The 19,904-nt window shown below is 53.1% G+C and carries 20 protein-coding genes; 10 read left to right on the forward strand and 10 right to left on the reverse strand.

All coding sequences use genetic code 11. The annotated features are described in order from the left end of the window. Positions 1-44: 44 nt before the first annotated feature. The 4 genes from V4U88_RS14090 to V4U88_RS14105 all read right to left on the reverse strand — a co-directional run bounded on the left by V4U88_RS14090 (position 45) and on the right by V4U88_RS14105 (position 3,162). A complete protein-coding gene (locus V4U88_RS14090; RefSeq protein WP_334073876.1) occupies positions 45-542 on the reverse strand; it encodes an AAA family ATPase in 498 nt (165 codons plus the stop codon). A 285-nt stretch (positions 543-827) separates the two neighbouring features. After that, a complete protein-coding gene (locus tag V4U88_RS14095; RefSeq protein ID WP_334073877.1) occupies positions 828-1,679 on the reverse strand; it encodes a DegV family protein in 852 nt (283 codons plus the stop codon). Positions 1,680-1,715: 36 nt separating this feature from the next. Then, positions 1,716-2,570, reverse strand: a complete 855-nt coding sequence (locus tag V4U88_RS14100) for a DegV family protein (RefSeq protein ID WP_334073878.1) — start codon at positions 2,568-2,570, stop codon at positions 1,716-1,718. Positions 2,571-2,736: 166 nt separating this feature from the next. Continuing rightward, positions 2,737-3,162: a hypothetical protein gene (locus V4U88_RS14105; protein WP_334073879.1), complete on the reverse strand. Its 426-nt coding sequence runs from the start codon at positions 3,160-3,162 to the stop codon at positions 2,737-2,739. Between the two features lie 208 nt (positions 3,163-3,370). Between V4U88_RS14105 and V4U88_RS14110 the strand changes: the two genes are divergently transcribed. Beyond that, positions 3,371-3,751, forward strand: coding sequence for a DUF423 domain-containing protein (locus tag V4U88_RS14110; RefSeq protein WP_334073880.1), 381 nt, complete (start codon positions 3,371-3,373; stop codon positions 3,749-3,751). Between the two features lie 96 nt (positions 3,752-3,847). Here the strand turns inward: V4U88_RS14110 and V4U88_RS14115 are convergent, their stop codons facing one another. The 3 genes from V4U88_RS14115 to mtnK form a co-directional block, all read right to left on the reverse strand. Beyond that, on the reverse strand, positions 3,848-4,366 hold the full coding sequence (locus V4U88_RS14115; RefSeq protein ID WP_334073881.1) for a hypothetical protein: 519 nt from the start codon (positions 4,364-4,366) through the stop codon (positions 3,848-3,850). Positions 4,367-4,480: 114 nt separating this feature from the next. Continuing rightward, positions 4,481-5,584, reverse strand: a complete 1,104-nt coding sequence (gene mtnA / locus V4U88_RS14120; RefSeq protein WP_334073882.1) for an S-methyl-5-thioribose-1-phosphate isomerase — start codon at positions 5,582-5,584, stop codon at positions 4,481-4,483. Continuing rightward, entirely contained in the window at positions 5,581-6,804 is a 1,224-nt protein-coding gene (gene mtnK / locus V4U88_RS14125; protein WP_334073883.1) for an S-methyl-5-thioribose kinase, read from the reverse strand. Before mtnK ends, mtnA begins: the two co-directional genes overlap by 4 nt. Before the next feature lie 258 nt (positions 6,805-7,062). On the opposite strand from mtnK, the gene V4U88_RS14130 reads away from it, so the two are divergent. The 6 genes from V4U88_RS14130 to sufB all read left to right on the forward strand — a co-directional run bounded on the left by V4U88_RS14130 (position 7,063) and on the right by sufB (position 13,417). After that, entirely contained in the window at positions 7,063-7,536 is a 474-nt protein-coding gene (locus tag V4U88_RS14130; RefSeq protein ID WP_334073884.1) for a Dps family protein, read from the forward strand. 725 nt (positions 7,537-8,261) lie between these two features. Next, a complete protein-coding gene (gene sufC, locus V4U88_RS14135) occupies positions 8,262-9,044 on the forward strand; it encodes a Fe-S cluster assembly ATPase SufC (protein ID WP_334073885.1) in 783 nt (260 codons plus the stop codon). A gap of 21 nt (positions 9,045-9,065) precedes the next feature. After that, positions 9,066-10,367, forward strand: a complete 1,302-nt coding sequence (gene sufD, locus V4U88_RS14140) for a Fe-S cluster assembly protein SufD (RefSeq protein ID WP_334073886.1) — start codon at positions 9,066-9,068, stop codon at positions 10,365-10,367. Then, on the forward strand, positions 10,364-11,578 hold the full coding sequence (locus tag V4U88_RS14145) for a cysteine desulfurase (protein ID WP_334073887.1): 1,215 nt from the start codon (positions 10,364-10,366) through the stop codon (positions 11,576-11,578). Before sufD ends, V4U88_RS14145 begins: the two co-directional genes overlap by 4 nt. After that, positions 11,578-12,000, forward strand: a complete 423-nt coding sequence (sufU, locus tag V4U88_RS14150; protein ID WP_334073888.1) for a Fe-S cluster assembly sulfur transfer protein SufU — start codon at positions 11,578-11,580, stop codon at positions 11,998-12,000. Before V4U88_RS14145 ends, sufU begins: the two co-directional genes overlap by 1 nt. A 19-nt stretch (positions 12,001-12,019) precedes the next feature. Beyond that, the gene (sufB, locus tag V4U88_RS14155; protein ID WP_334073889.1) at positions 12,020-13,417 is read left to right on the forward strand and encodes a Fe-S cluster assembly protein SufB; all 1,398 of its coding nucleotides are present in this window, start codon (positions 12,020-12,022) and stop codon (positions 13,415-13,417) included. Positions 13,418-13,699: 282 nt separating this feature from the next. Here sufB and V4U88_RS14160 read toward each other — a convergent pair whose 3' ends face one another. The 3 genes from V4U88_RS14160 to V4U88_RS14170 all read right to left on the reverse strand — a co-directional run bounded on the left by V4U88_RS14160 (position 13,700) and on the right by V4U88_RS14170 (position 15,857). Continuing rightward, complete coding sequence (locus tag V4U88_RS14160) at positions 13,700-13,900, reverse strand: hypothetical protein (protein WP_334073890.1); 201 nt, start codon at positions 13,898-13,900, stop codon at positions 13,700-13,702. Positions 13,901-13,978: 78 nt separating this feature from the next. Further along, the gene (locus V4U88_RS14165; RefSeq protein WP_334073891.1) at positions 13,979-15,028 is read right to left on the reverse strand and encodes an HD-GYP domain-containing protein; all 1,050 of its coding nucleotides are present in this window, start codon (positions 15,026-15,028) and stop codon (positions 13,979-13,981) included. 94 nt (positions 15,029-15,122) lie between these two features. Next, positions 15,123-15,857, reverse strand: coding sequence for a molybdenum cofactor biosynthesis protein (locus V4U88_RS14170; protein WP_334073892.1), 735 nt, complete (start codon positions 15,855-15,857; stop codon positions 15,123-15,125). Positions 15,858-15,999: 142 nt separating this feature from the next. Here V4U88_RS14170 and V4U88_RS14175 point away from each other — a divergent pair, with 142 nt between their 5' ends. The 3 genes from V4U88_RS14175 (at position 16,000) to yfkAB (ending at position 19,899) form a co-directional block, all read left to right on the forward strand. Next, a complete protein-coding gene (locus V4U88_RS14175; protein WP_334073982.1) occupies positions 16,000-17,442 on the forward strand; it encodes a bifunctional metallophosphatase/5'-nucleotidase in 1,443 nt (480 codons plus the stop codon). Between the two features lie 113 nt (positions 17,443-17,555). Then, positions 17,556-18,662: an HD-GYP domain-containing protein gene (locus tag V4U88_RS14180; protein WP_334073893.1), complete on the forward strand. Its 1,107-nt coding sequence runs from the start codon at positions 17,556-17,558 to the stop codon at positions 18,660-18,662. Between the two features lie 97 nt (positions 18,663-18,759). Further along, positions 18,760-19,899: a radical SAM/CxCxxxxC motif protein YfkAB gene (yfkAB, locus tag V4U88_RS14185; RefSeq protein WP_334073894.1), complete on the forward strand. Its 1,140-nt coding sequence runs from the start codon at positions 18,760-18,762 to the stop codon at positions 19,897-19,899. Positions 19,900-19,904: the final 5 nt, after the last annotated feature.

The following is a 19,904-nucleotide window of genomic DNA, read 5'->3' on the forward strand; positions in this document are numbered from 1 at the left end:
TTTGCCAAAGGACATTAACGTACTTTTGGACTTATCCGCTCTGACTATGTGTGTGGCTTCCGCTTCAACAATATCCATTCTTTGATTTGATTCCCAACCTGTGCAGGTGGTGTATTCGTAGTGTCTATTATCGGTAAGCTTGCGGAAATATAATTTTTATACAGTTTTTTTGCGTAAATATTCGTGCCCTGTATCCCCTGTTCCGTCCAGCTGCCGCGCTTCTGCAAACGTTCAGTTCTGCAGGCGCTATTGCAATGTAGGAGTAAATAGTGGATGGGATGAAAGTAATGAAAATGATCACATATATTTACATTGTACGCAGAAGGAACTGCTCCAAATAAAATTGTGGTATTCCCACTTAATGCGTTTGCATATGCAATCCTGAGCCAGAGTTGGCAAGCCGTCTGGAAATTTTTATCGACAACGATAGCGTCCATATCATATACATTGAAGCCGGAACCCATTATTTTGCGTACTTCCTTGGAAGCTGTCGATTTTCCAGCACCGCTAGTTCCTGCAACAATATAAAGAGGAATTGTCATCTATTCATCTACCTTCCTATCAGTGAGAGGTTATAGAATAATAATATGCAAAGCGAGTGGAGCAGGTACTAGAGAAATGTGGTTTTTTCCAAAATGTACATTCTGATCATAAGTTGGTAAACAGTTTAACCATGGGTATTTGAAGATCTTTGAAAACGTTATTATGATAGTTTGCAACCGGCAACAGTGACAGTTCGCTTGGCCTTTTGCACGACACCGTCATGCAAGCTAAAGCCACTAATAAGAAAGAGCCTCGCCCTTGCGGCGAGGCTCTTTGTTAACCGGTTAAACGGCTTTGGTATACAGAATGCCGATCGTTTTGGCGCCGCAGTGGCTGGAGATGACGCAGCCGGCGCCGGAGATGGCGACTTCTCTTGCCCCGGTCCTGGCCTGGAGTTCCTTTTGCAGCAGTAGCGCGTCTTTATCCGCCAAGGAATGCGTGACGAAGATGAGGTCGTTATCCATTTCGCCGGCCCGGCTGAGGGCGTTGTTCAGCAACTGGTCAAGCGCTTTCTCCCGGCTGCCGCGGATTTTGTAGGCCGGCGTCATTTTCCCGTCGATGACCTTGATCACCGGACGGATGCGAAGCAGGCTGCCGACGAGGTTTTGCATGCCGGAGCAGCGTCCGCCTTTATATAAATAGTCGAGCGAATCAATGACGAACTCGGTTTCCACCTCGGGCCGAACCTTCTCCAGAAGAGAGACGATTTCGGCAAGCGATTTCCCCGCGGCGGCGGCTCTGACCGCCTTCATGACCTGCAGGCCGATCCCGGTGGACAAATTCAGCGAATCAAAAACCGTGACCTGGCCCTCGGGGAATTCGCCGGCAGCGATCAAGGCGTTCTGGTACGTCGAAGACAGCTCCGAGGAAAGGCTTATGTAAAGGATCTGTCTGCCTTCGCCCACATAAGGGGCAAACGCCGCGATGAAATCAGCAGGCGAAGGCGCCGCCGTCTTCGGCAGCTTTCCGGTGGCGTCTACTTTTTCGTAGAGTTGATCGGTTTTCAGGTCGACGCCGTCCCGGTAATTCGCATCCTCAAATGTGACATAGAGCGGGACGATCCCGATTTCATAGTCGTTGATCCACGATGGCGGCAGGTCACAGGTGCTGTCCGCAAAAATTTTAATGGCTCCCATGAGGAATCCTCCTTCGGTTTTCGCTAAACGAAAGATTTATTCGGGAATGTTTCGGGTGTACATAATGGCCACGGTACCCGGTCCGCAATGACTGGAAATCACGCAGCCCGCCTCGGAAATCGCGACTTCCGCGCCGGTCCGTTCCCTCAGGATCGCCGCCAGGCGGCGCGCGTCGTCTTCGGCATGCGTTTGGGCGACGATGATGAGATCCCCGTCCATATTTGCGATGTCGGCCAGGGCGTTGTCGAGCATCTGCTGAACGGCCTTCTCTTTTCTGCCGCGCACCTTGTAGGCGGGGATGATATTCCCCTCCACAAGCTTGAGTACCGGCCGGATTTGGAGCAGGCTGCCGATGAAATTCTGCATGCCGGAGCAGCGTCCGCCTTTATACAGGTATTCCAGCGTATCGATGACAAATTCGGTCTCCACCCGGGGCCAGCATTTCTCGAGCAGGAGGACGATTTCCTTGGCGGTCATTCCTTGCTGCGCCGCTCTCACCGCCTTCATGACGAGGAGGCCGATACCGCTGCACAGATTGAGCGAATCGACGACGTGCACCCGGCCTTCCGGAAATTCGTCCGCGGCGATCAGTGCGTTCTGATAGGTGGAAGAGAGCTTGGATGACAAGCTGATATATATAATTTCATCGCCGTTATCAATAAAAGGAGCAAAGGCGTCCATAAAATCTTTCGGCGAAGGCGCCGTCGTTTTCGGCAGACTGCCACCGGCCGACACTTTACGGTAGAGCTCGGTCGGGGTAATGTCCACGCCATCCTTGAAGGTTTCGTCCCCAAAGACGACGTAGAGCGGAATGATGCCGATCTGATATTCGGTAAGCCAAGCTGCGGGCAAATCGGAAGTGCTGTCGGCGAAAATTTTGACCTTTGACATAAATATCTCCTTAGATTCAGTTAGTCCAGCTTATATTCTATCAAAAAGCTTCGCCGTTTAACATCTTTTGAGGCAGGATTGGTAGACGGACGCAAAAGATCCCCAAATATACCGGGCCTCCGGATGCAATTGGGGATCTTGGGATGGTTTAGGATATTTAAGTAATCTAAACGTTTACAAGGGACCCGACGGTAAACAAGAAAATGAGCAGCAGCAGCGAACCTCCCGAGAACGAAACGCCGAGAATCGCGAACAGCTTTTTCCGGTTTTTGATCACCAGGCCGATTACGCCCAGTATGAGCGATGCGAGATGAAGTACGGCCGAGACCATCATTAACAGAACGCCGAGCAAGGCTCCCATCTGATTCATCATACTTTCGGCGATGACCTCCATCGGCTGGTCCGCGATGCTGAGGACGGCAACGGTAACCAGGGTCAGGGACACGATGTAGCCAATGATCGCAAGCAGCACCAGGATGAAGGAAGCGATCCCCGGTCCGGAATGCTTGTGTGGAGGCACGGCCTTAGGCGTCTCAGGCAAATCTGGGTACGGCGAGAAATCGCTCAAATGGTTTGTCTCTTGATTTTCCATGATGAAGTCGGTCTCCTTTGGGAAAATTTTATCATTCTCCCATTTAATTTTTCACAGTTTCCGGGAAAAATCAATATCCAAGTCCCGATTCCCGTCCCCCTACGCTTGGGATTACGGCTTTCCTTAGAACTGGAAACCCGCGGAGGACTGGAGTATGATAAGAGGAATGGTATCTTATTTGCATCGAAGTATAAAAGGAGGGGAAAGCATGCAGCGCAAATTTGCGGGGACCGGGGCCATCCTGATGCTGCTGGCCGTAGCGCTGGGGGCGTTCGGAGCCCATGTTCTGGAGCCGCATATCGGGGAAAGAGCGATTGGAACTTATGAGACAGGTGTTCACTACCATATGATTCACGGCCTGGGAATCCTTCTGGCTTCGCTGGCGGCCGGCTTCGGCGGGGAGGCCCGGCGGCTGGTATGGGCGAACCGCCTATTCCTGATCGGGATTGTGTTATTCTCGGGAAGTCTGTATCTGATGGCGGTTACGGGATGGCGCTGGCTCGGCCCGATTACGCCTTTGGGCGGCGTTTCCTTTATCGCCGGCTGGTTGATGTTCGCCCTGGCCGTGATGGGGAAGGGACGTTCATAACATAAAGCCGAGGCGGGTTATATAGCAAAAAAACGGCTGGAAGGACTTCGTCATGAAGCTTCCAGCCGTTTTGGTTTATGCAGCCGAGGGGCTTTGTTATTTTTCGCTGAACTCGATAATCTCGTTAAGGTTGAAGGTGTATACCTGTTTTTCGTCCACATGATAGACATTGATCGTTGATGTCTCGGCCAGATAATTCAGGATCCGGCAAGGAATGCTGACGCGTTCCCCGTTCCGGCTGACGAGGAGGCGAACGAGACGGTTATCGGCGATGTGCCGTTTAATCCATTGCTGAAATTCCTCGCTGCCGGCAAACTGCTCGAATTGACTCGTATTTTTCTTTGCTTCCGGCGTCTTTTTATCCGATTCAACATTTGTAAGCCGTTTATAGGATTTGGAGATGATGGACTGTTTTTTCGCGGTCAGCAAGGATTCGATAATTTCGCCCAGCTCGATCCCCGAATTGATTCTGTAATCGATAATGTCTTTCCCTTGATTCAGCACTTGCAGTAGAGACTGCAGCGCTTTGGCATTGGTGTTGTTTCTCACCAGAATTTCCACGTTAAAAAGATAGCCTAACTCCTCTTTGTTCTTGCCTTCGCTCTGCTTGTCCATATAGCCCCCAAAACATCATTAAATATCGCTAGCATTAAACATCATAGCACTCCAGGGGGGACAAGGATAGTCCCTAACCTGCATATTTTCATGCAGGAAATATTTTCATTCTTTTTAATCTTTAAAGAGATTGGCCAAATTCTCCCGGAAAGGGGCGCGGACGATGCCCTTTTCGGTGATGATCGCCGTCACCAGTTCATGCGGCGTTACGTCGAACGACGGATTGAACACTTTAATGCCCTCCGGAGCTGTTCTTTTTCCGAAAGCTTCCGTCACTTCGGTGTTCGGCCGCTCCTCGATCGGAATATCTTTGCCGCTCTCGGTGCCGAGGTCGATGGTGGAAAGCGGCGAAGCTACGTAGAAGGGAATCCCGTGGGCTTTGGCGAGCACGGCCAGGGAATAGGTCCCGATTTTGTTCGCGACATCCCCGTTCGCGGCCACGCGGTCGGTGCCTACGATAATGGCCTCGACCCAGCCTTTCTGCATCACCATTCCGGCCATGTTGTCGCACAGGAGCGTAACGTCCACGCCGGCTTGCTGCAGTTCAAAAGCGGTGAGCCGGGCTCCTTGCAGAACCGGGCGGGTCTCGTCGGCGTAAACCCGAAGCTTCATTCCCTGCTCATGGGCCAGGTAGATCGGCGCGAGTGCAGTTCCGTATCTGGCCGTGGCGAGGCCGCCGGCGTTGCAGTGCGTCAGCACGCCCATTCCGTCCTTGAGCAGGGGAAGGGCCGACTCGCCGATCCGGCGGCACACTTCTTCATCCTCCTGGTGGATTCGCTTCGCTTCTTCCAGGAGGCCTTGCGTCCAGGCCGCCATGCCGTCCGTGTCCGGCCCGGCGGAAAGCGCCCCGGCGCGGGCTTTCATCCTGTCCAGCGCCCAAAACAGGTTGACGGCGGTCGGACGCGACGTCGCCAAATAAGCGGCCGCCTGGTGGACCGCAGGCAGCCAGCCCGCGGGGTCGCCCGCGTAGCGGAGGGCGCCAAGGACGACGCCATAAGCGGCAGCGATGCCGATGGCGGGGGCGCCGCGCACCTTCATCCCGTGAATGGCGTCCCAGACCTCCTCGGGCGTCGTAAGCTCGAGGAAGACGATCTCTCCGGGCAGCAGCCGCTGATCGAGGAGGAGCAGCTTGTCCTCCGCCCAGCGGAGGCTCAGCAGCGGCCCGCTGGTGCCGGCGCTGATGCTTGCGGCAGAATTGGGCTTCGGTGACGAGGTCATACGATCGCTCCTTCCGCTTCGGCCGCGTTTTTGGCGATCGTCAGCGCGTCCTCGATCGATGTCGCCTGCCGCCCGTTCTTGATCAGCGCCTTCCCGATGGCCAGCGCGGTGACCTTGGCCTGATGGCGAAGGTGATCTTCCGCTATCGTCTCGATGTCGGCCACATGGGACAACCCGACGATGCGGCGAACGACCTTGCAGCCGGCAAAGCCGATGGCGTCTTGCAGCACTTTACGGACATAGTGCTCCCGGTAAGCCGGCAACCGGAAGATCGGGTCTTCTCCACGCTCTTCCCAAAGCCGGGAGAAATGCCGCTCGAAATGCACCCACACTTCCCGGATGGTATCCAGCAGCCAGGCGCGTTGTTTGTCCTGCGCCGTCCGGTCTCTTTTCCAGCCCGGCTGGGCGGCGAAGTTCAAGACCAGATTGGCGATCACCGCGCCGAGGTCGAAGCCGATCGGTCCATAGTAAGCAAATTCGGGATCGATCACTTTGGTGGATGTTTCGGTCACGAAGATGCTTCCGGTGTGCAGGTCCCCGTGGATCAACGCTTCCCCGTGTGTCAGAAACTTCTCCCTTAACAGCGCAACCTCCAGATGCAGTTGCTCGTCCGTCCACAGCTTCTCCGCTTCCGTCCGGATATCCGCGGAGATGTCGTTGTTTTCGGCATTCCGGTAAGGATCGGAAAAGATGAGGTCCTCGGTGATTTTGCACAGATCCGGATTGGTGAAGGATGCGGCCAATTCTTTTTTGCGCTGCTGATTCATCCCGAGATCCGAGGTGAAAAACAGCGTCGTGGCGATGAACCGTCCGATATGCTCGGCAAACTTGGGGTAGGTTTGGCCTTCGATCAGGCCTTTTCGCATAATGACGTGATCGGACAGGTCCTCCATGACCGTGATGGCCAGATCGGGATCCCCTCCATAGACGGCGGGGACGAGATCCGGGCACAGTGTATGCTGGATGATCAGCGCCTCGCGTTCAATACGGGCCCGGTCCAGGCTTAGCGGCCAGGACTCGCCCACGACTTTGGCATAGGGCAGCGCCTGCTTGATGATCAGGCTTTTATGCTCGGCGGAGCTGCTGATCCTGAACACCAGGTTCAGGTTGCCGTCTCCGATTTCCTCGCATTCCAGCCCGGTTTCGGGTGAGAAAAAGCCGGGGACCTTGCGGGCAAATTCTATTGCATCTTCTACAGTTAACGGGGTATACGCCGCCAATAAAGACACCTCCATATAATGATTGAATTCGATGGGATTGATGAGTGGGGGACAGGGTGGAATAAGGTCCATAAAAACAATTAAAATTTTATTTTTAGTTAGTATATCGGAAAAGTAATTGATTTTGTATCTCTTTTTTGTTTTTTCTAGAATTGGGTATAATGAAGCGGGGATACTTGGTTGTTTCGAACTGTGGCGGTACGGGTAAATCAACAATGATTGGTGTATTATACCTTTATTCGAAAGCGAGGGTTTATCATGGCTAAAACGGACTCAAAGGCTTCCGGCAAAACGAAGAAATCCGGTTTGGAGCAGGTTCTTAACGAACAGGTTGCCAACCTGAATGTACTTTACGTGAAAATCCACAATTATCACTGGTATGTGAAGGGGGACAACTTCTTCACCCTCCATACTAAATTTGAGAAGCTATATAATGAAGTCAGTGAAAAAATGGATGCGATCGCGGAGCGCCTGTTGACGATCAAAGGCAGCCCGGCGGCGACGCTTAAGGAATATCTGGAGCTGGCCACTATCCAGGAGGCTACCGGGAAGGAAGATCCGAACACAATGGTTCAGAACCTCATCGAGGATTTCGCCACCTTGTCCGAATCGTTCCAAGAGGGGATTGAGCTGGCGGACAAGGAAGGCGACGAAGCCACCAGTGACCTGCTGACCGGATACAAAGGCGAACTCGAGAAACACATGTGGATGCTCCGCTCTTACCTGGGCTAAACTAGTCAGGAAACGGACGATTGCTTGAAAGGGCTTGGCCGATGTTGCCAAGTCCTTTTTTATGATGGGGGTTGTTGGACCAATAGCGTCACGGTCGGTGTCTCCACACTAACGGGAAAACCTCCCGCTAATGCACCGCTCTTGGACCTTGAGCCGGATTTAACTGGAAAAGCTCCATCTATTTCGTGGCCCAATAGCCGATATCCACAATTTCAGGGGATTAGCGGGAGGTTTTCCGGCTGAATCGTCTCTGCAGCCGCATAGGCACCGAATTAACGGGAAGAATTCCCTTTATTTGAACCAAACCATATGCTGTAGGCCCAGAGTGTGAGAAGCCCCCCTTATCCCGCTATCTAATAGGCAAATCGATACTGCAACCTATATAGCGTTGCAGCAAGCCATTCACTTACGTAGAAATTTGTCAGCGTTTAGATCCTCCCTGAAGGCAGAAAGTGAATAAGGGCCTAATACCGGCGGCCGTGGCCGTACATGTAAATCGATAGTTCAATTTATATAGCTGATGGTATGCGAAAGGGATAAGCCCTTGTACGTTGATTAAGCTAAAGAAGTAGGTTAGAATGAAATGAGAATCATTGAGAATCATTAGGACACGCTAGTCTAATAATTATTGTTTAGAATCATTCTAAGCAGATAATTGTTATGATATAATGATTTCAATTCAGAAAAACGTTAGAAATTAACGACTAATGGAGGGAGCAATCAAAATGGCTACACATTTCGTTGTTGAAGGACTTAAAGCGACAATCGAAGGCAAGGAGATTCTGAAAGGGATCGATATTGAAATAAAAGGCGGGGAAATCCACGCGATCATGGGTCCGAACGGTACGGGTAAAAGTACTTTGGCTTCCGCGCTGATGGGTCATCCCAAGTATGAAGTTACGGACGGAAAGGTGACTTTGGACGGCGAAGACGTGCTTGAAATGGAGGTTGACGAACGCGCGCGTGCCGGGCTGTTCCTGGCGATGCAATATCCGAGTGAAATTGCCGGCGTAACGAACTCCGATTTTCTCCGCAGCGCGATCAACGCCCGCCGCGGGGAGGGCAACGAGGTTTCGCTGATCAAATTTATCCGTCAAATGGAAGGGAAGATGAAGGAGCTTGAAATGAATCCGGAGTTTGCCCACCGTTATTTAAATGAAGGTTTCTCCGGCGGGGAGAAGAAACGGAACGAAATTCTGCAGATGCTGCTGCTGGACCCGAAACTCGTCATTCTTGACGAGATCGACTCCGGTCTCGACATCGACGCCCTGCGGATCGTAGCGAACGGCGTTAACTCGATGCGCAGCGAAGAGCGAGGGTTCCTGATCATTACCCACTATCAGCGTTTGCTGAACTATATCACTCCGGATTATGTCCATGTCATGATGCAAGGCCGCATCGTCAAATCCGGCGGACCGGAGCTTGCGGAACGTCTGGAGCGCGACGGTTACGATTGGATTAAAGAAGAACTTGGCATCGTGGACGAAACTGTAGGACAAGAAGCCTAGGCGGAAGGAGGAGAACCAAAGATGACCACTCAAACCGTTCTTCCGGTAGAACCGAATACACTGCAAAGCACTTCCGCGGGCAATGGGGAACCGGCTTGGTTGACCGAAAGCCGCGTTAACGGCCTCCGGCTCGCTGCGGAATTGGAATTGCCGAAGCTGGAAAAAACGAAGCTCGAGCGCTGGGATCTGGGCAACTTCGGAACGCTGCGTTCCGGCCGTCCCGCCCTGTCGCAGGAGCTGCCTGCCGCGGTAGCTTCCCTGGTGGACTTGAAAGAGGACAGCAACCTGCTTGTTCAACATAACAGCTCGGTCGTTTACACCCGGTTGTCCGCCGATTTGGCGGCCAAGGGCGTTATTTTCACCGACCTGGAAACCGCCGTGCGCGAGCATGGCGATCTGGTTAAAACTTATCTCCATACGGCGGTCAACCCGGAGGAAAACCGGCTGACCGCGCTGCATGCCGCGCTTTGGAACGGCGGTGTTTTCCTGTACGTGCCGAAAAATGTCGAGGTGGAGATTCCGCTGCAAAGTATCTTCCTGATCGACGACCCATCGGCTTCATTTACGCCGCACGTCTTGATCGTGGCCGACAGCAACAGCCGCGTCACCTATGTCGACAATTACATTTCCGGTTCCTATGAAGGGAAAATTGTTCACAACGGAGCGGCGGAAGTGTTCGTTAAGGCCGGGGCGAAGGTTCAATTTGCCACGGTGCACCATCTGAACGAACAGACGACGGACCTGATCAACCGCCGCGCCGTGATCGACAATGACGGCAGCATCGAATGGATCGTCGGCGAAATGAACGCCGGGGATTCCGCGAGCGAAACGCTGTCGATTCTTAAAGGCAACGGCTCGTTGTCCGATGCGAAGGTGATTGCGGTCGGTTCCGGCTCCCAGAAGCTGAACTACACGACCAAAGCGGTTCATTTCGGCAAAAGTTCGGAAAGCCAAATGATTACCCGTGCGGTAATGCGCGAGCAGGCGACCGCGATTATCAACGGGATTACGAAGATCGAAAAAGGCGCCACGAAAGCGAACGGCGAGCAGACGGAAAAAGTGCTGATGCTGAGCCCAAAAGCGCGGGGGGACGCGAATCCGATTCTTTTGATCGACGAGGATGATGTTAAGGCGGGTCACGCCGCTTCCGTCGGCCAGGTGAACCAGGAGCAAATCTACTATTTGATGTCTCGGGGGATTTCCCGCGAGCAGGCTGAGCGTCTGATCATCTATGGCTTCCTCGCTCCGGTCGTTTCCGACATTCCACTGGAGCAGCTGCAGCAGCAATTGCAAGGCTTGGTGGAAAGGAAGTTGGGTCAATGAACGCGCAGCTGATTAAGGAGCAATTTCCGATCCTGAACCAGGAGATCAACGGCCACCCGCTCGTTTATCTCGACAGCGCGGCTTCTTCCCAGAAGCCGTGGGTCGTACTGGAGGCGCTCCAGCGCTATTACGAATACGATAACGCCAACGTTCACCGCGGTGTCCATACGCTGGGAAGCCGCGCGACGGATGCCTATGAAGGCGCTCGGGAGAAGGTGGCCCGGTTTATCGGGGCGGCGCGCACCGAGGAGATTATTTTTACCCGCGGTACGACGACCGCGCTGAACCTGGTGGCCTCCTCCTATGGCCCTTCGGCCGTAGGGGCCGGGGACGAAATCGTCATTACGCAGATGGAGCACCACAGCAACCTGATTCCGTGGCAGCAGCTCGCGCTGAAGACAGGGGCGACGCTGAAATTCATTCCGCTCCAACCGGACGGCCATATCGCCATTGAGGACGTGGAGAAGACGGTGACGGACAAAACGAAAATCGTCGCCACGAACTACGTATCCAACGTGCTCGGCGTGGTCAACCCGGTTAAGGAGATGGCGGAAATCGCCCATCGGTACGGCGCGGTCATGGTGGTCGACGGTGCGCAAAGCACGCCGCACATGAAGGTCAATGTCCGGGATTTGGATTGCGATTTTTACGCTTTCTCCGGACATAAGATGTGCGCTCCGACCGGGATTGGGGTACTATATGGTAAGAAGCATCTGCTGGAATCGATGGAACCGATTGAGTTCGGCGGCGAAATGATCGACGATGTCGGCCTGTATGAATCCACCTGGAAGGAGCTTCCGTGGAAATTCGAGGGCGGGACGCCGATCATCGCCGGGGCGGTTGGGCTGGCGGCAGCGATCGACTTCCTGGAAGGCATCGGTCTGGATGAAATCCACCGGCATGAAACCAGGCTGGCGGCTTATGCCATCGAGCGGTTGTCGGAGATTGAAGGCGTCACGCTGTACGGGCCGCGCAAACGCGAGGTCGGGCTGCTGACGTTCAATTTGCTCGATGTGCATCCCCATGACGTGGCTACTGTGCTTGACGCGCAGGGGATCGCGATCCGGGCGGGCCATCACTGCTGTCAGCCGTTGATGCGCTGGCTGGAAGCGAGTGCTACGGCAAGAGCGAGTCTGTACTTGTATAATACGGAACAGGACATCGATCGTTTGGCGGAAGCTTTAATCCAAACAAAGGAGTACTTCGCGTAATGCAATTGGACGATTTATACCGCCGTGTCATTATGGATCATTATAAAAACCCGCGCAACCGCGGAAAGTTTGAAGATGGCGGCCTGACGGTCGACCTGAATAACCCGACCTGCGGAGACCGCATTTCGCTGCAACTGAAAGTGGAAGACGGCATCGTCAAGGATGCTCGCTTTACGGGGGAAGGCTGCTCAATCAGTATGTCTTCCGCCTCGATGATGACGGAGGCGGTCAAGGGGCGAACCTTTAACGAGGCGATGGAACTCGCGGAGCGTTTTTCTTCCCTGATGAAGGGGGAGCCCGCGGAATTCGACGATTACGAGGATATCGAGGCCTTGTCCGGCGTCAATAAATTTCCCGCCCGCATTAAGTGTGCGACGTTGGCGTGGAACGCCCTGAAGAAGGGGATCAACGAAGAATCATAACTTAAGGAGGTAATGCAGCATGGCTAAGAAGGCGCCTGAGTTGGAAGAGTATAAATATGGCTTCCGGGATGAGCACAAGGCGGTTTTCCAAACGGGTAAAGGCTTGACCCGCGAAATCGTCACGGAAATTTCCCGCATCAAGGAAGAACCGGAATGGATGCTGAATTTCCGGCTGAAATCCCTGGAGCAGTTCGAAAAGATGCCGCTGCCGCGTTGGGGCGGGGATCTGGACGAACTGGATTTTAACGATATTCAATATTATGTTCGGCCGTCGGAGAAGCAAGGGAAGACTTGGGAAGAGGTTCCTTCCGAAATCAAGGAAACTTTTGACAAGCTGGGAATTCCCGAAGCCGAGCAGAAATTTTTGGCCGGGGTATCCGCGCAATATGAATCCGAGGTCGTATACCACAGCATGCAGAAGGACCTTGAAGATCAAGGCGTTATTTTCATGGACACCGATACGGCGCTGAAAGAGCATCCGGAAATCTTCCGTGAATATTTCGGTACGGTCATTCCGCCGGCGGACAACAAGTTTGCCGCGCTGAACAGTGCCGTATGGTCCGGCGGCAGCTTCATTTATGTGCCGAAGGGCGTGAAATGCGAAGTCCCGCTGCAGGCTTACTTCCGGATTAACTCGGAGAACATGGGGCAGTTCGAACGTACGCTGATCATCGCCGACGAGGACAGCTTCGTACACTACGTGGAAGGCTGCACCGCGCCGATCTACAGCACGAACTCCCTGCACAGCGCGGTGGTGGAGATCATCTGTAAGAAGAACGCCCGTGTTCGTTATACGACGATCCAGAACTGGGCGCCGAACATCTACAACCTCGTGACCAAGCGTGCGGTTGCGGAAGAGAACGCGACGATGGAATGGGTTGACGGAAATATCGGCTCCAAGCTGACGATGAAATATCCGGCGGTTGTGCTGAAGGGCCGTGGTGCGAAAGGCAGCGTGCTGTCGATCGCGGTGGCGGGCAAAGGCCAGCATCAAGACGCGGGTGCGAAAATGATCCACCTGGCGCCGGATACGACGTCGACGATCGTCTCCAAGTCGATCAGTAAGCATGGGGGCAAAGTGACCTACCGCGGTCTGGCTTCCTTCGGACGCCAAGCGGAAGGGGCGAAATCCAACATCAAGTGCGATACTTTGATTCTGGACAATGAATCGACTTCCGATACAATTCCATACAACGAAATCATGAACGATAACATCGTTCTGGAGCATGAGGCTACCGTATCGAAGGTTTCCGAGGAGCAGCTCTTCTACCTGATGAGCCGCGGTTTGTCCGAAGCCGAAGCGACGCAAATGATCGTGATGGGCTTTATCGAACCGTTCACCAAGGAACTGCCGATGGAATACGCGGTGGAAATGAACCGGTTAATCAAGTTCGAGATGGAAGGCAGTATCGGGTAATATCCTAAAATCCTTGCCGCAACAAGGGTCTTTGTGTTTGTCGAAACGGGGACAATAGAGGCTGTGCCGATTTTGTGCCGATCCAAATTTTCATCTTTTCATATAGGAGGCGAACTCTTTGAGTTCGTCTTCTTCAATTGTATAATTTGTTTCTATCAGTTTACCATCCCCATGAGCGCACAAAATGATTTCCAGTTGGGCAAAATAAAACACGCGTCCGTTTGCGAGGTTGAGTCGCAGATGGACACGTGTTTGTTGTGCCTGAAAAATTATGTACTATACTCACTGGAACGGAATAATTCTCGTGACGTGTTTGATTTCATCCAGCATCAGCCATACCGCTCCCTCAACCGTGCGGACTTGTACTTTCTCGGGATGAGAGGACCATTTGGGTAATCCGACGATCGAATCTCCGTTCTCCAATGTCAGGACGACTTGGTGTTCCAATGTAACCGCCATTTTTAATTCATGCATGTTGTTCATTTCAGCCACCTTCCTGATCTTACTTCTATCTATATCGGATGAACGGGCTGTTTTTTTTATCATGTTATGAGGTTTGTCTCACATATAGACTTCTGAAATCGAAGTTTCTTTTTCTTTGGACAGATCGACAAAGCGGGTATCGGTTTGTACGAGGGGCCGGAAAAAATCCGTCTGATTCGTCATGACGATCGAACCGATCTCGCCGGAGCTTAGCAGCACCCGTTTGCCGATAAAATTCGGAAGCAAGTGGCGGATCAGCGCCTGGGTCGGCTCCGGGCTCAGCTTTCCGAAACTCAGGCTGTTAAGCTCTCGCAATACGTACAGGAACTCTTGTTTGGATTGATAAACGCGGTTGGAGGTCATCGCACTGTATACATCGGCGACAGCGGCTATTTTGGCGTAAGGATGAATTTCCGAACTGTATATTCCTTTCGGATATCCGCTTCCGTCTTCCCGTTCATGGTGCTGTAAAGCAACGAGGGCGGTCAGGGGGTCTCCGGTTGATTTTAAAATAATATCATGGCCGTAAGTCGTATGTCGCTTGATTTCTTCAAATTCCTCCGGGGTCAATTTGTCCGGTTTATGTAGAATCTCTTGGGGGACAAGGCTCTTGCCGATATCGATCAAATAACCGGCTTTTCCCGCTGCGAAAGCTTCCTCCTTCGGATAGCCCAGCCAGGAAGCGATATAATAAGAAAGCATTCCCACCTGCAAGGAATGGTTATATGTATAATTGTCGCTGTCATTTAGCAGCAGAAGCAGGGATACCACGTCTTTTTGGGTAACCAGTTCATTCATCATCGGCGTAAGCAAATGATTGATTTTCCCCTCGTCAAAGGTGCCCCCGGACAAGGCTTCCAGAAAAATGGATTCAAACCCGTCCACGGCCTCATTGAAATAAGGCTTAACTTTAAGCACATGCTCCGGAATCTGCTGGCTTGCGGCTGCAATTTGAACCTTGGAGGTTTGGGGGACGACGTCGACAAAATCGATGCCATGCTGCATAAGTTTGACAATCGCGTCATTGGTCAGTTCTTTATCCTTTTGAAGAACAAGAACACCAAAGTTATTAAAGACGTCGGCTTCAAGTCGATCACCGGGACTGAGATCCATAATATGTACTTTCAAGGACATTGACACCTCGTTAATCTGCAGTTTTTCTTAATCATAGCAGGGAATAATTGGGATGACAATGCTCTTGATGAGACAAAAGGTCCCGGAATTAGGAAAATGTCCCCGGAGCCGAAGGGTCCCAAGGGCCGAGTCCGTGACCTTTCCACTCGCTGCCGTCCTCCCAGGCTTCCTTCTTCCAGATCGGTACGACCTGCTTTAACCGCTCGATCGCGTAACGGCTTGCCTCGTAGCAGGCCGCGCGGTGCGGCGAAGAGACGGCGATGACCACGCTGGCTTCGGCGATAGCGACGACCCCGACCCGGTGACTGATGGCGCAGCGGGTTCCAGGCCACTTCTCGCCGATTTCAGCGCCAATCTGCCGTAATTTGGATAGGGCCATAGGAACGTAAGCTTCGTATTCCAAATGAATCGTCCGGCGGCCCTCCGTCATTTCGCGCGTTGTGCCGATAAATGTTAAAGTGGCCCCATGATTGGCGGTAATGACTTTATTGGAAATGGAGTCAATGGATAACGGGCTGTCGGTAATGGCGAACATGCCGTCTTCGGACTCGCAGCCGAATCGTTCTTTCGTGTCTTCTCCTCCGGAAACGGGAGGGATCAGCGCCACTTCATCATTTTCGGCGATGGGGCTGTCCGCGGCGGCGTATTCCTGGTTGACGGCGACAAATGAGACGTCGATCAAGGAGGCGGCGGAAGGGTACGCTTCGGCCAACAGATGTTTAAGCCTTCCGGCGGTAAGGTTGGGTTCCTCGCAGGCAAATCGAAGGCTTGACGTGCCGATCCGGTCGGCCAGGCCCGCAAATAATGAAATTTGAAGCTCCATGTTACTTCACCTCGGAATGGATTTTTAGCCCTTATAATATATCATATAAGGAAGACAATACGTAAACGAAAGGTATATAATATTCCTTATAATTAAGTGTCAGTATTGCGTCAATTTTATGACACCAAGGAGGCCCAACATGCTGCCGGAGACGGACCAGGAAACGCTAACCGTGATATATACCAATGATTTGCACAGTCATTTCGGGGCGATGGGACGGATCGCCGGTATGATTGACGAACAGCGCGGCATTCCGGATACTTCCCTGCTGCTGCTGGATATTGGAGATCATATGGATCGGGCCGCACCGGAAACGGAAGGAACCCTGGGGCAGGCTAATGTGGATATCTTGAACCTGACCGGTTACGATGCGATAACGGTCGGGAACAATGAAGGTTTGACCTTTACGCCGGATTTGCTGGAGCAGGCTTATGCCGGGCTTGCCTGTCCCGTGGTGTGCGGCAACCTGCGCGATCTCGCCACCGGAGAACTGCCCAAATGGGCGAAGGAGCATCTTGTTCTCCGCCGCGGCGGCTTTACCGTAGGGCTGGTGGGAGCGACCGCTTCTTACCCGGATTTTTACAAGCTGCTGGGACTGGAAGCATTGGATCCGCGCGTTACGATCGCGGCGTCGGTGAAACGGCTGCGTCCCCAGGTCGATCTCTTGATCGTGATGTCTCATCTCGGACTGACGGTGGACAAAGAGCTGGCGGAAACGATTTCCGGCATCGATTTGATTATCGGCGGCCACACTCATCACCTGTTAGAGGAGCCGCTGCGGATCGGGAACACCGCGATTACGGCGGCGGGGAAATTCGGACACTACCTGGGTCGGATCGTGTTCCGCAAAAATCCCGCGGCTCCAGGCAAACCGGTGATCGTGGAGGGACATTGTCTTCCGATCCAAGAGGGGCGGGTCAATGAGAGTATCGAGAAAGCGATCTTCATTCACAGGCAGGGCGCCAAACGGCGTTTGGACCGGACCGTTGCGGTCAATGATCGGGCGCTGCCTATCGGCTATACCGCCGAATCCCCGTTCGGCAATTTGCTGGCGCAGGCGGTGCGAAGATATACCGGAGCGGATCTGTCACTCGTGAACAGCGGCCAATTGCTGATGGATCTGCCTGCAGGGGAAATCAGCGAAGGCATGCTGCATGAGAGCTGCCCTTCTCCGATCAACCCTTGCCGGATGCATTTGAGGGGGGAGGACATCCTCTACAGTTTAGAGCAATCACTCCTGGATGAAAATGCGCACAAGTCCATTTACGGTTACGGTTTCCGCGGGAAGGTGCTCGGCGGCATTTGCGTGGACGGGATGGAGATCATGTATGATGCGGAAGCCCGGCCTTTTCATAAGATTATCGAGGCCCGTGTGCAGGGGATTCCGGTCGACCCGGATCAACACTATCTGGTCGGCACTCTGGATATGTTTACGTTCGGCATCGGTTATGAACGGTTGAAAAACGGAACCGGAACTCAGTACATGCTGCCGGATTTTTTGCGGGATCTGTTGCGGATGGAACTGCAGACGGCGGGGGCGGTGGAAACCTGCTTCCTGCCGAGGTGGAAAAAATGTGCGGTTTAAACGCTTTGAGCATTTCCTAATACGTCAATCTATTTTATAATAGATAGAAGTTTTTTCATCCTCACCTTACTACCAGAGAAACAGCAAACAATGAGAGACGGAAGTGGTTTTTTGTGCGCCTTATCCCAGTGAGCTCCTTACAGCCCGGAATGAAGCTCGGAAAAAAGATATACAACGAAGATGGAATTATTCTGCTGTCAGAGAATGCTGAGTTAAGCGATACGATTATTCGCCGTTTGCGGGCACACGGATTGGATTACGTTTACGTGGCCGATATGCGGACGGAGGATGTGGTCATTCAGGACTTGATTGAAGACGAAACCCGCCGGAAGGCGCTGCAGGAAATCCGCACCAGCTTTCGGAAGCTGACGGAGCCGACGATGAAAGGACTTGTTTATCCTTATATGGGCAAAGCTTTTACCGGTCTTGTGGAATCCATAATGGACGACCTGAGTTCCCGGGAAGATGCCATGATCATGATGATGAACATTAACAGCATGGATCACTACTTATATCGGCATTCGCTCAACGTATGCGTCTATACGCTTTTGCTCGGCCAGATTTACGGGTACAGCAAGGAGGAATTGACGCTGCTCGGCTTGGGGGCGATGCTCCACGATATCGGTAAAACGAGGCTGCCGCTCGAGCTGTTGAATAAACCTTCACGGTTGACGGATGAGGAATTCGAACAGATCAAGCAGCATCCGGTTATCGGTTTTCAAATGTTGAAGGATGAGCCGGGAATCCCGTTAAAGTCGGCTCACTGCGCTTACCAGCACCATGAGCGGATTAATGGAACGGGTTATCCCCGCGGCTTGAAGGGGGAGAATATTTCCGAGTTTGCTCGCTGGATTGCGATTACGGACGCTTACGACGCGATGACGACCCACCGGGTTTACCGCCCGGCGATGCTCCCCGATCAAGCGCTGGAAGTATTGTACACCGGCTGCGGGGAATGGTACGAGAAGCCCAAACTGGAATTGTTCCGCGATCATGTGGCCATCTACCCGCTTGGCATGACCGTGAAGCTAAGCACGGGAGAGCAGGGCGTGGTGGTCAGAATCCATAAGGAAATCCCGCACCGCCCGGTGATCCGGGTTATCACGGATCCCTACGGCGCGGAGTTGAAATCGCCTTACGATTTGGATTTGTTGAGTCAGTTGTCCATCATGATTACCAAGGTGGACGGAATGGAGAATAAAACGGAGAAGACGGTCTAAGACCGGCCTCTTAGGTGAATCCTTTCCAGGAAGATTCTGCACCGCTTAGGGTGCATTTTCTTCTTTTTTAGGTTAATAAAAGAAATAAGGTGAGTAAATGTTGAATTTGGAGAACCATAATAGAAACAGGCAGTTGGAGATCAGCCCGGGCAACGACCCGTGGGACCCGATCGTCTCGCTCCGGGAGTTCGGACGCCATGTGCTGACGAGCGTGGAAATGACGGTGACCAATCTGTGCAATATGCGCTGCGAGCACTGTGCCGTAGGGGACAGTCTGGTGATGAGTGAGCCGGAGATGATTCCTTTAAAGGTCATGCTGGACGCCCTGGACCGGGTGGAGCATCTTCGCACGATCAGCATCACGGGCGGGGAGCCGACCTTCCGTAAGCAAACCGTGGATGAGGTGATCGTGCCGCTGCTTCAGTATGCGAAGGCGAGGGGAATCCGCTCACAGATCAACTCCAACCTGACGCTCGATTATGCGCGTTACGAGAAGCTGCTCCCCTATTTGGACGTGATGCATATCTCGTTCAACTACACGAGCGAGCGCGATTTTCACGAAGTGGGATTTGCGCGCAGCGGGCATGCCGTGAATCCGGACGTCGCTTACCGCATGTATCATAAAATGATCGAGAACGCGGCAAGATTAAGCGAGGCGGGGATGTTCATTTCGGCCGAATCGATGATCAACTACCGAACGCATGCCAAGCTTCCGGAAATCCACCGGCTTATTCTGGAGATGGGCTGCCGCCGCCACGAGGTGCACCCGATGTATGCGGCCGATTTCGCCGAAGGCTTGCCGGTTCTTCCGCTCGCCGATATGCGCCGGGCGATTCATTCCCTGCTCGACGCGCGGGACCCCGAGGTGTGGATGCTGTTCGGCACGCTTCCGTTCTTCGCCTGCAACGGTAATCCGGAGGACGCCGAACTGCTGCGGCGGCTGCGCCGGGAGCCGAACGTCACGGTGCGCAACGACCCGGACGGCCGCAACCGGGTGAACGTCAATATGTTCACGGGGGACGTGTACGTGACGGATTTCGCGGCCATTCCCGCGTTTGGAAACGTAACGGACTCGGGGCTGGATGCGATCTTTGACGACTGGCTGAACAACCATCCCTTGAATCGAAAAGTAAACTGCCACTGCGATGCAGCGGGTTGCTGCGGGCCGAATTTGCTTGTCGCCGACATGTATTACAAGGACATCGACTTCAAATCCCGTAAAGCGATCACACTATAGAAAAG

The sequence above is a fragment of the Paenibacillus sp. A14 genome (assembly GCF_036864815.1).
Lineage (GTDB): Bacteria > Bacillota > Bacilli > Paenibacillales > Paenibacillaceae > Fontibacillus > Fontibacillus sanfengchensis.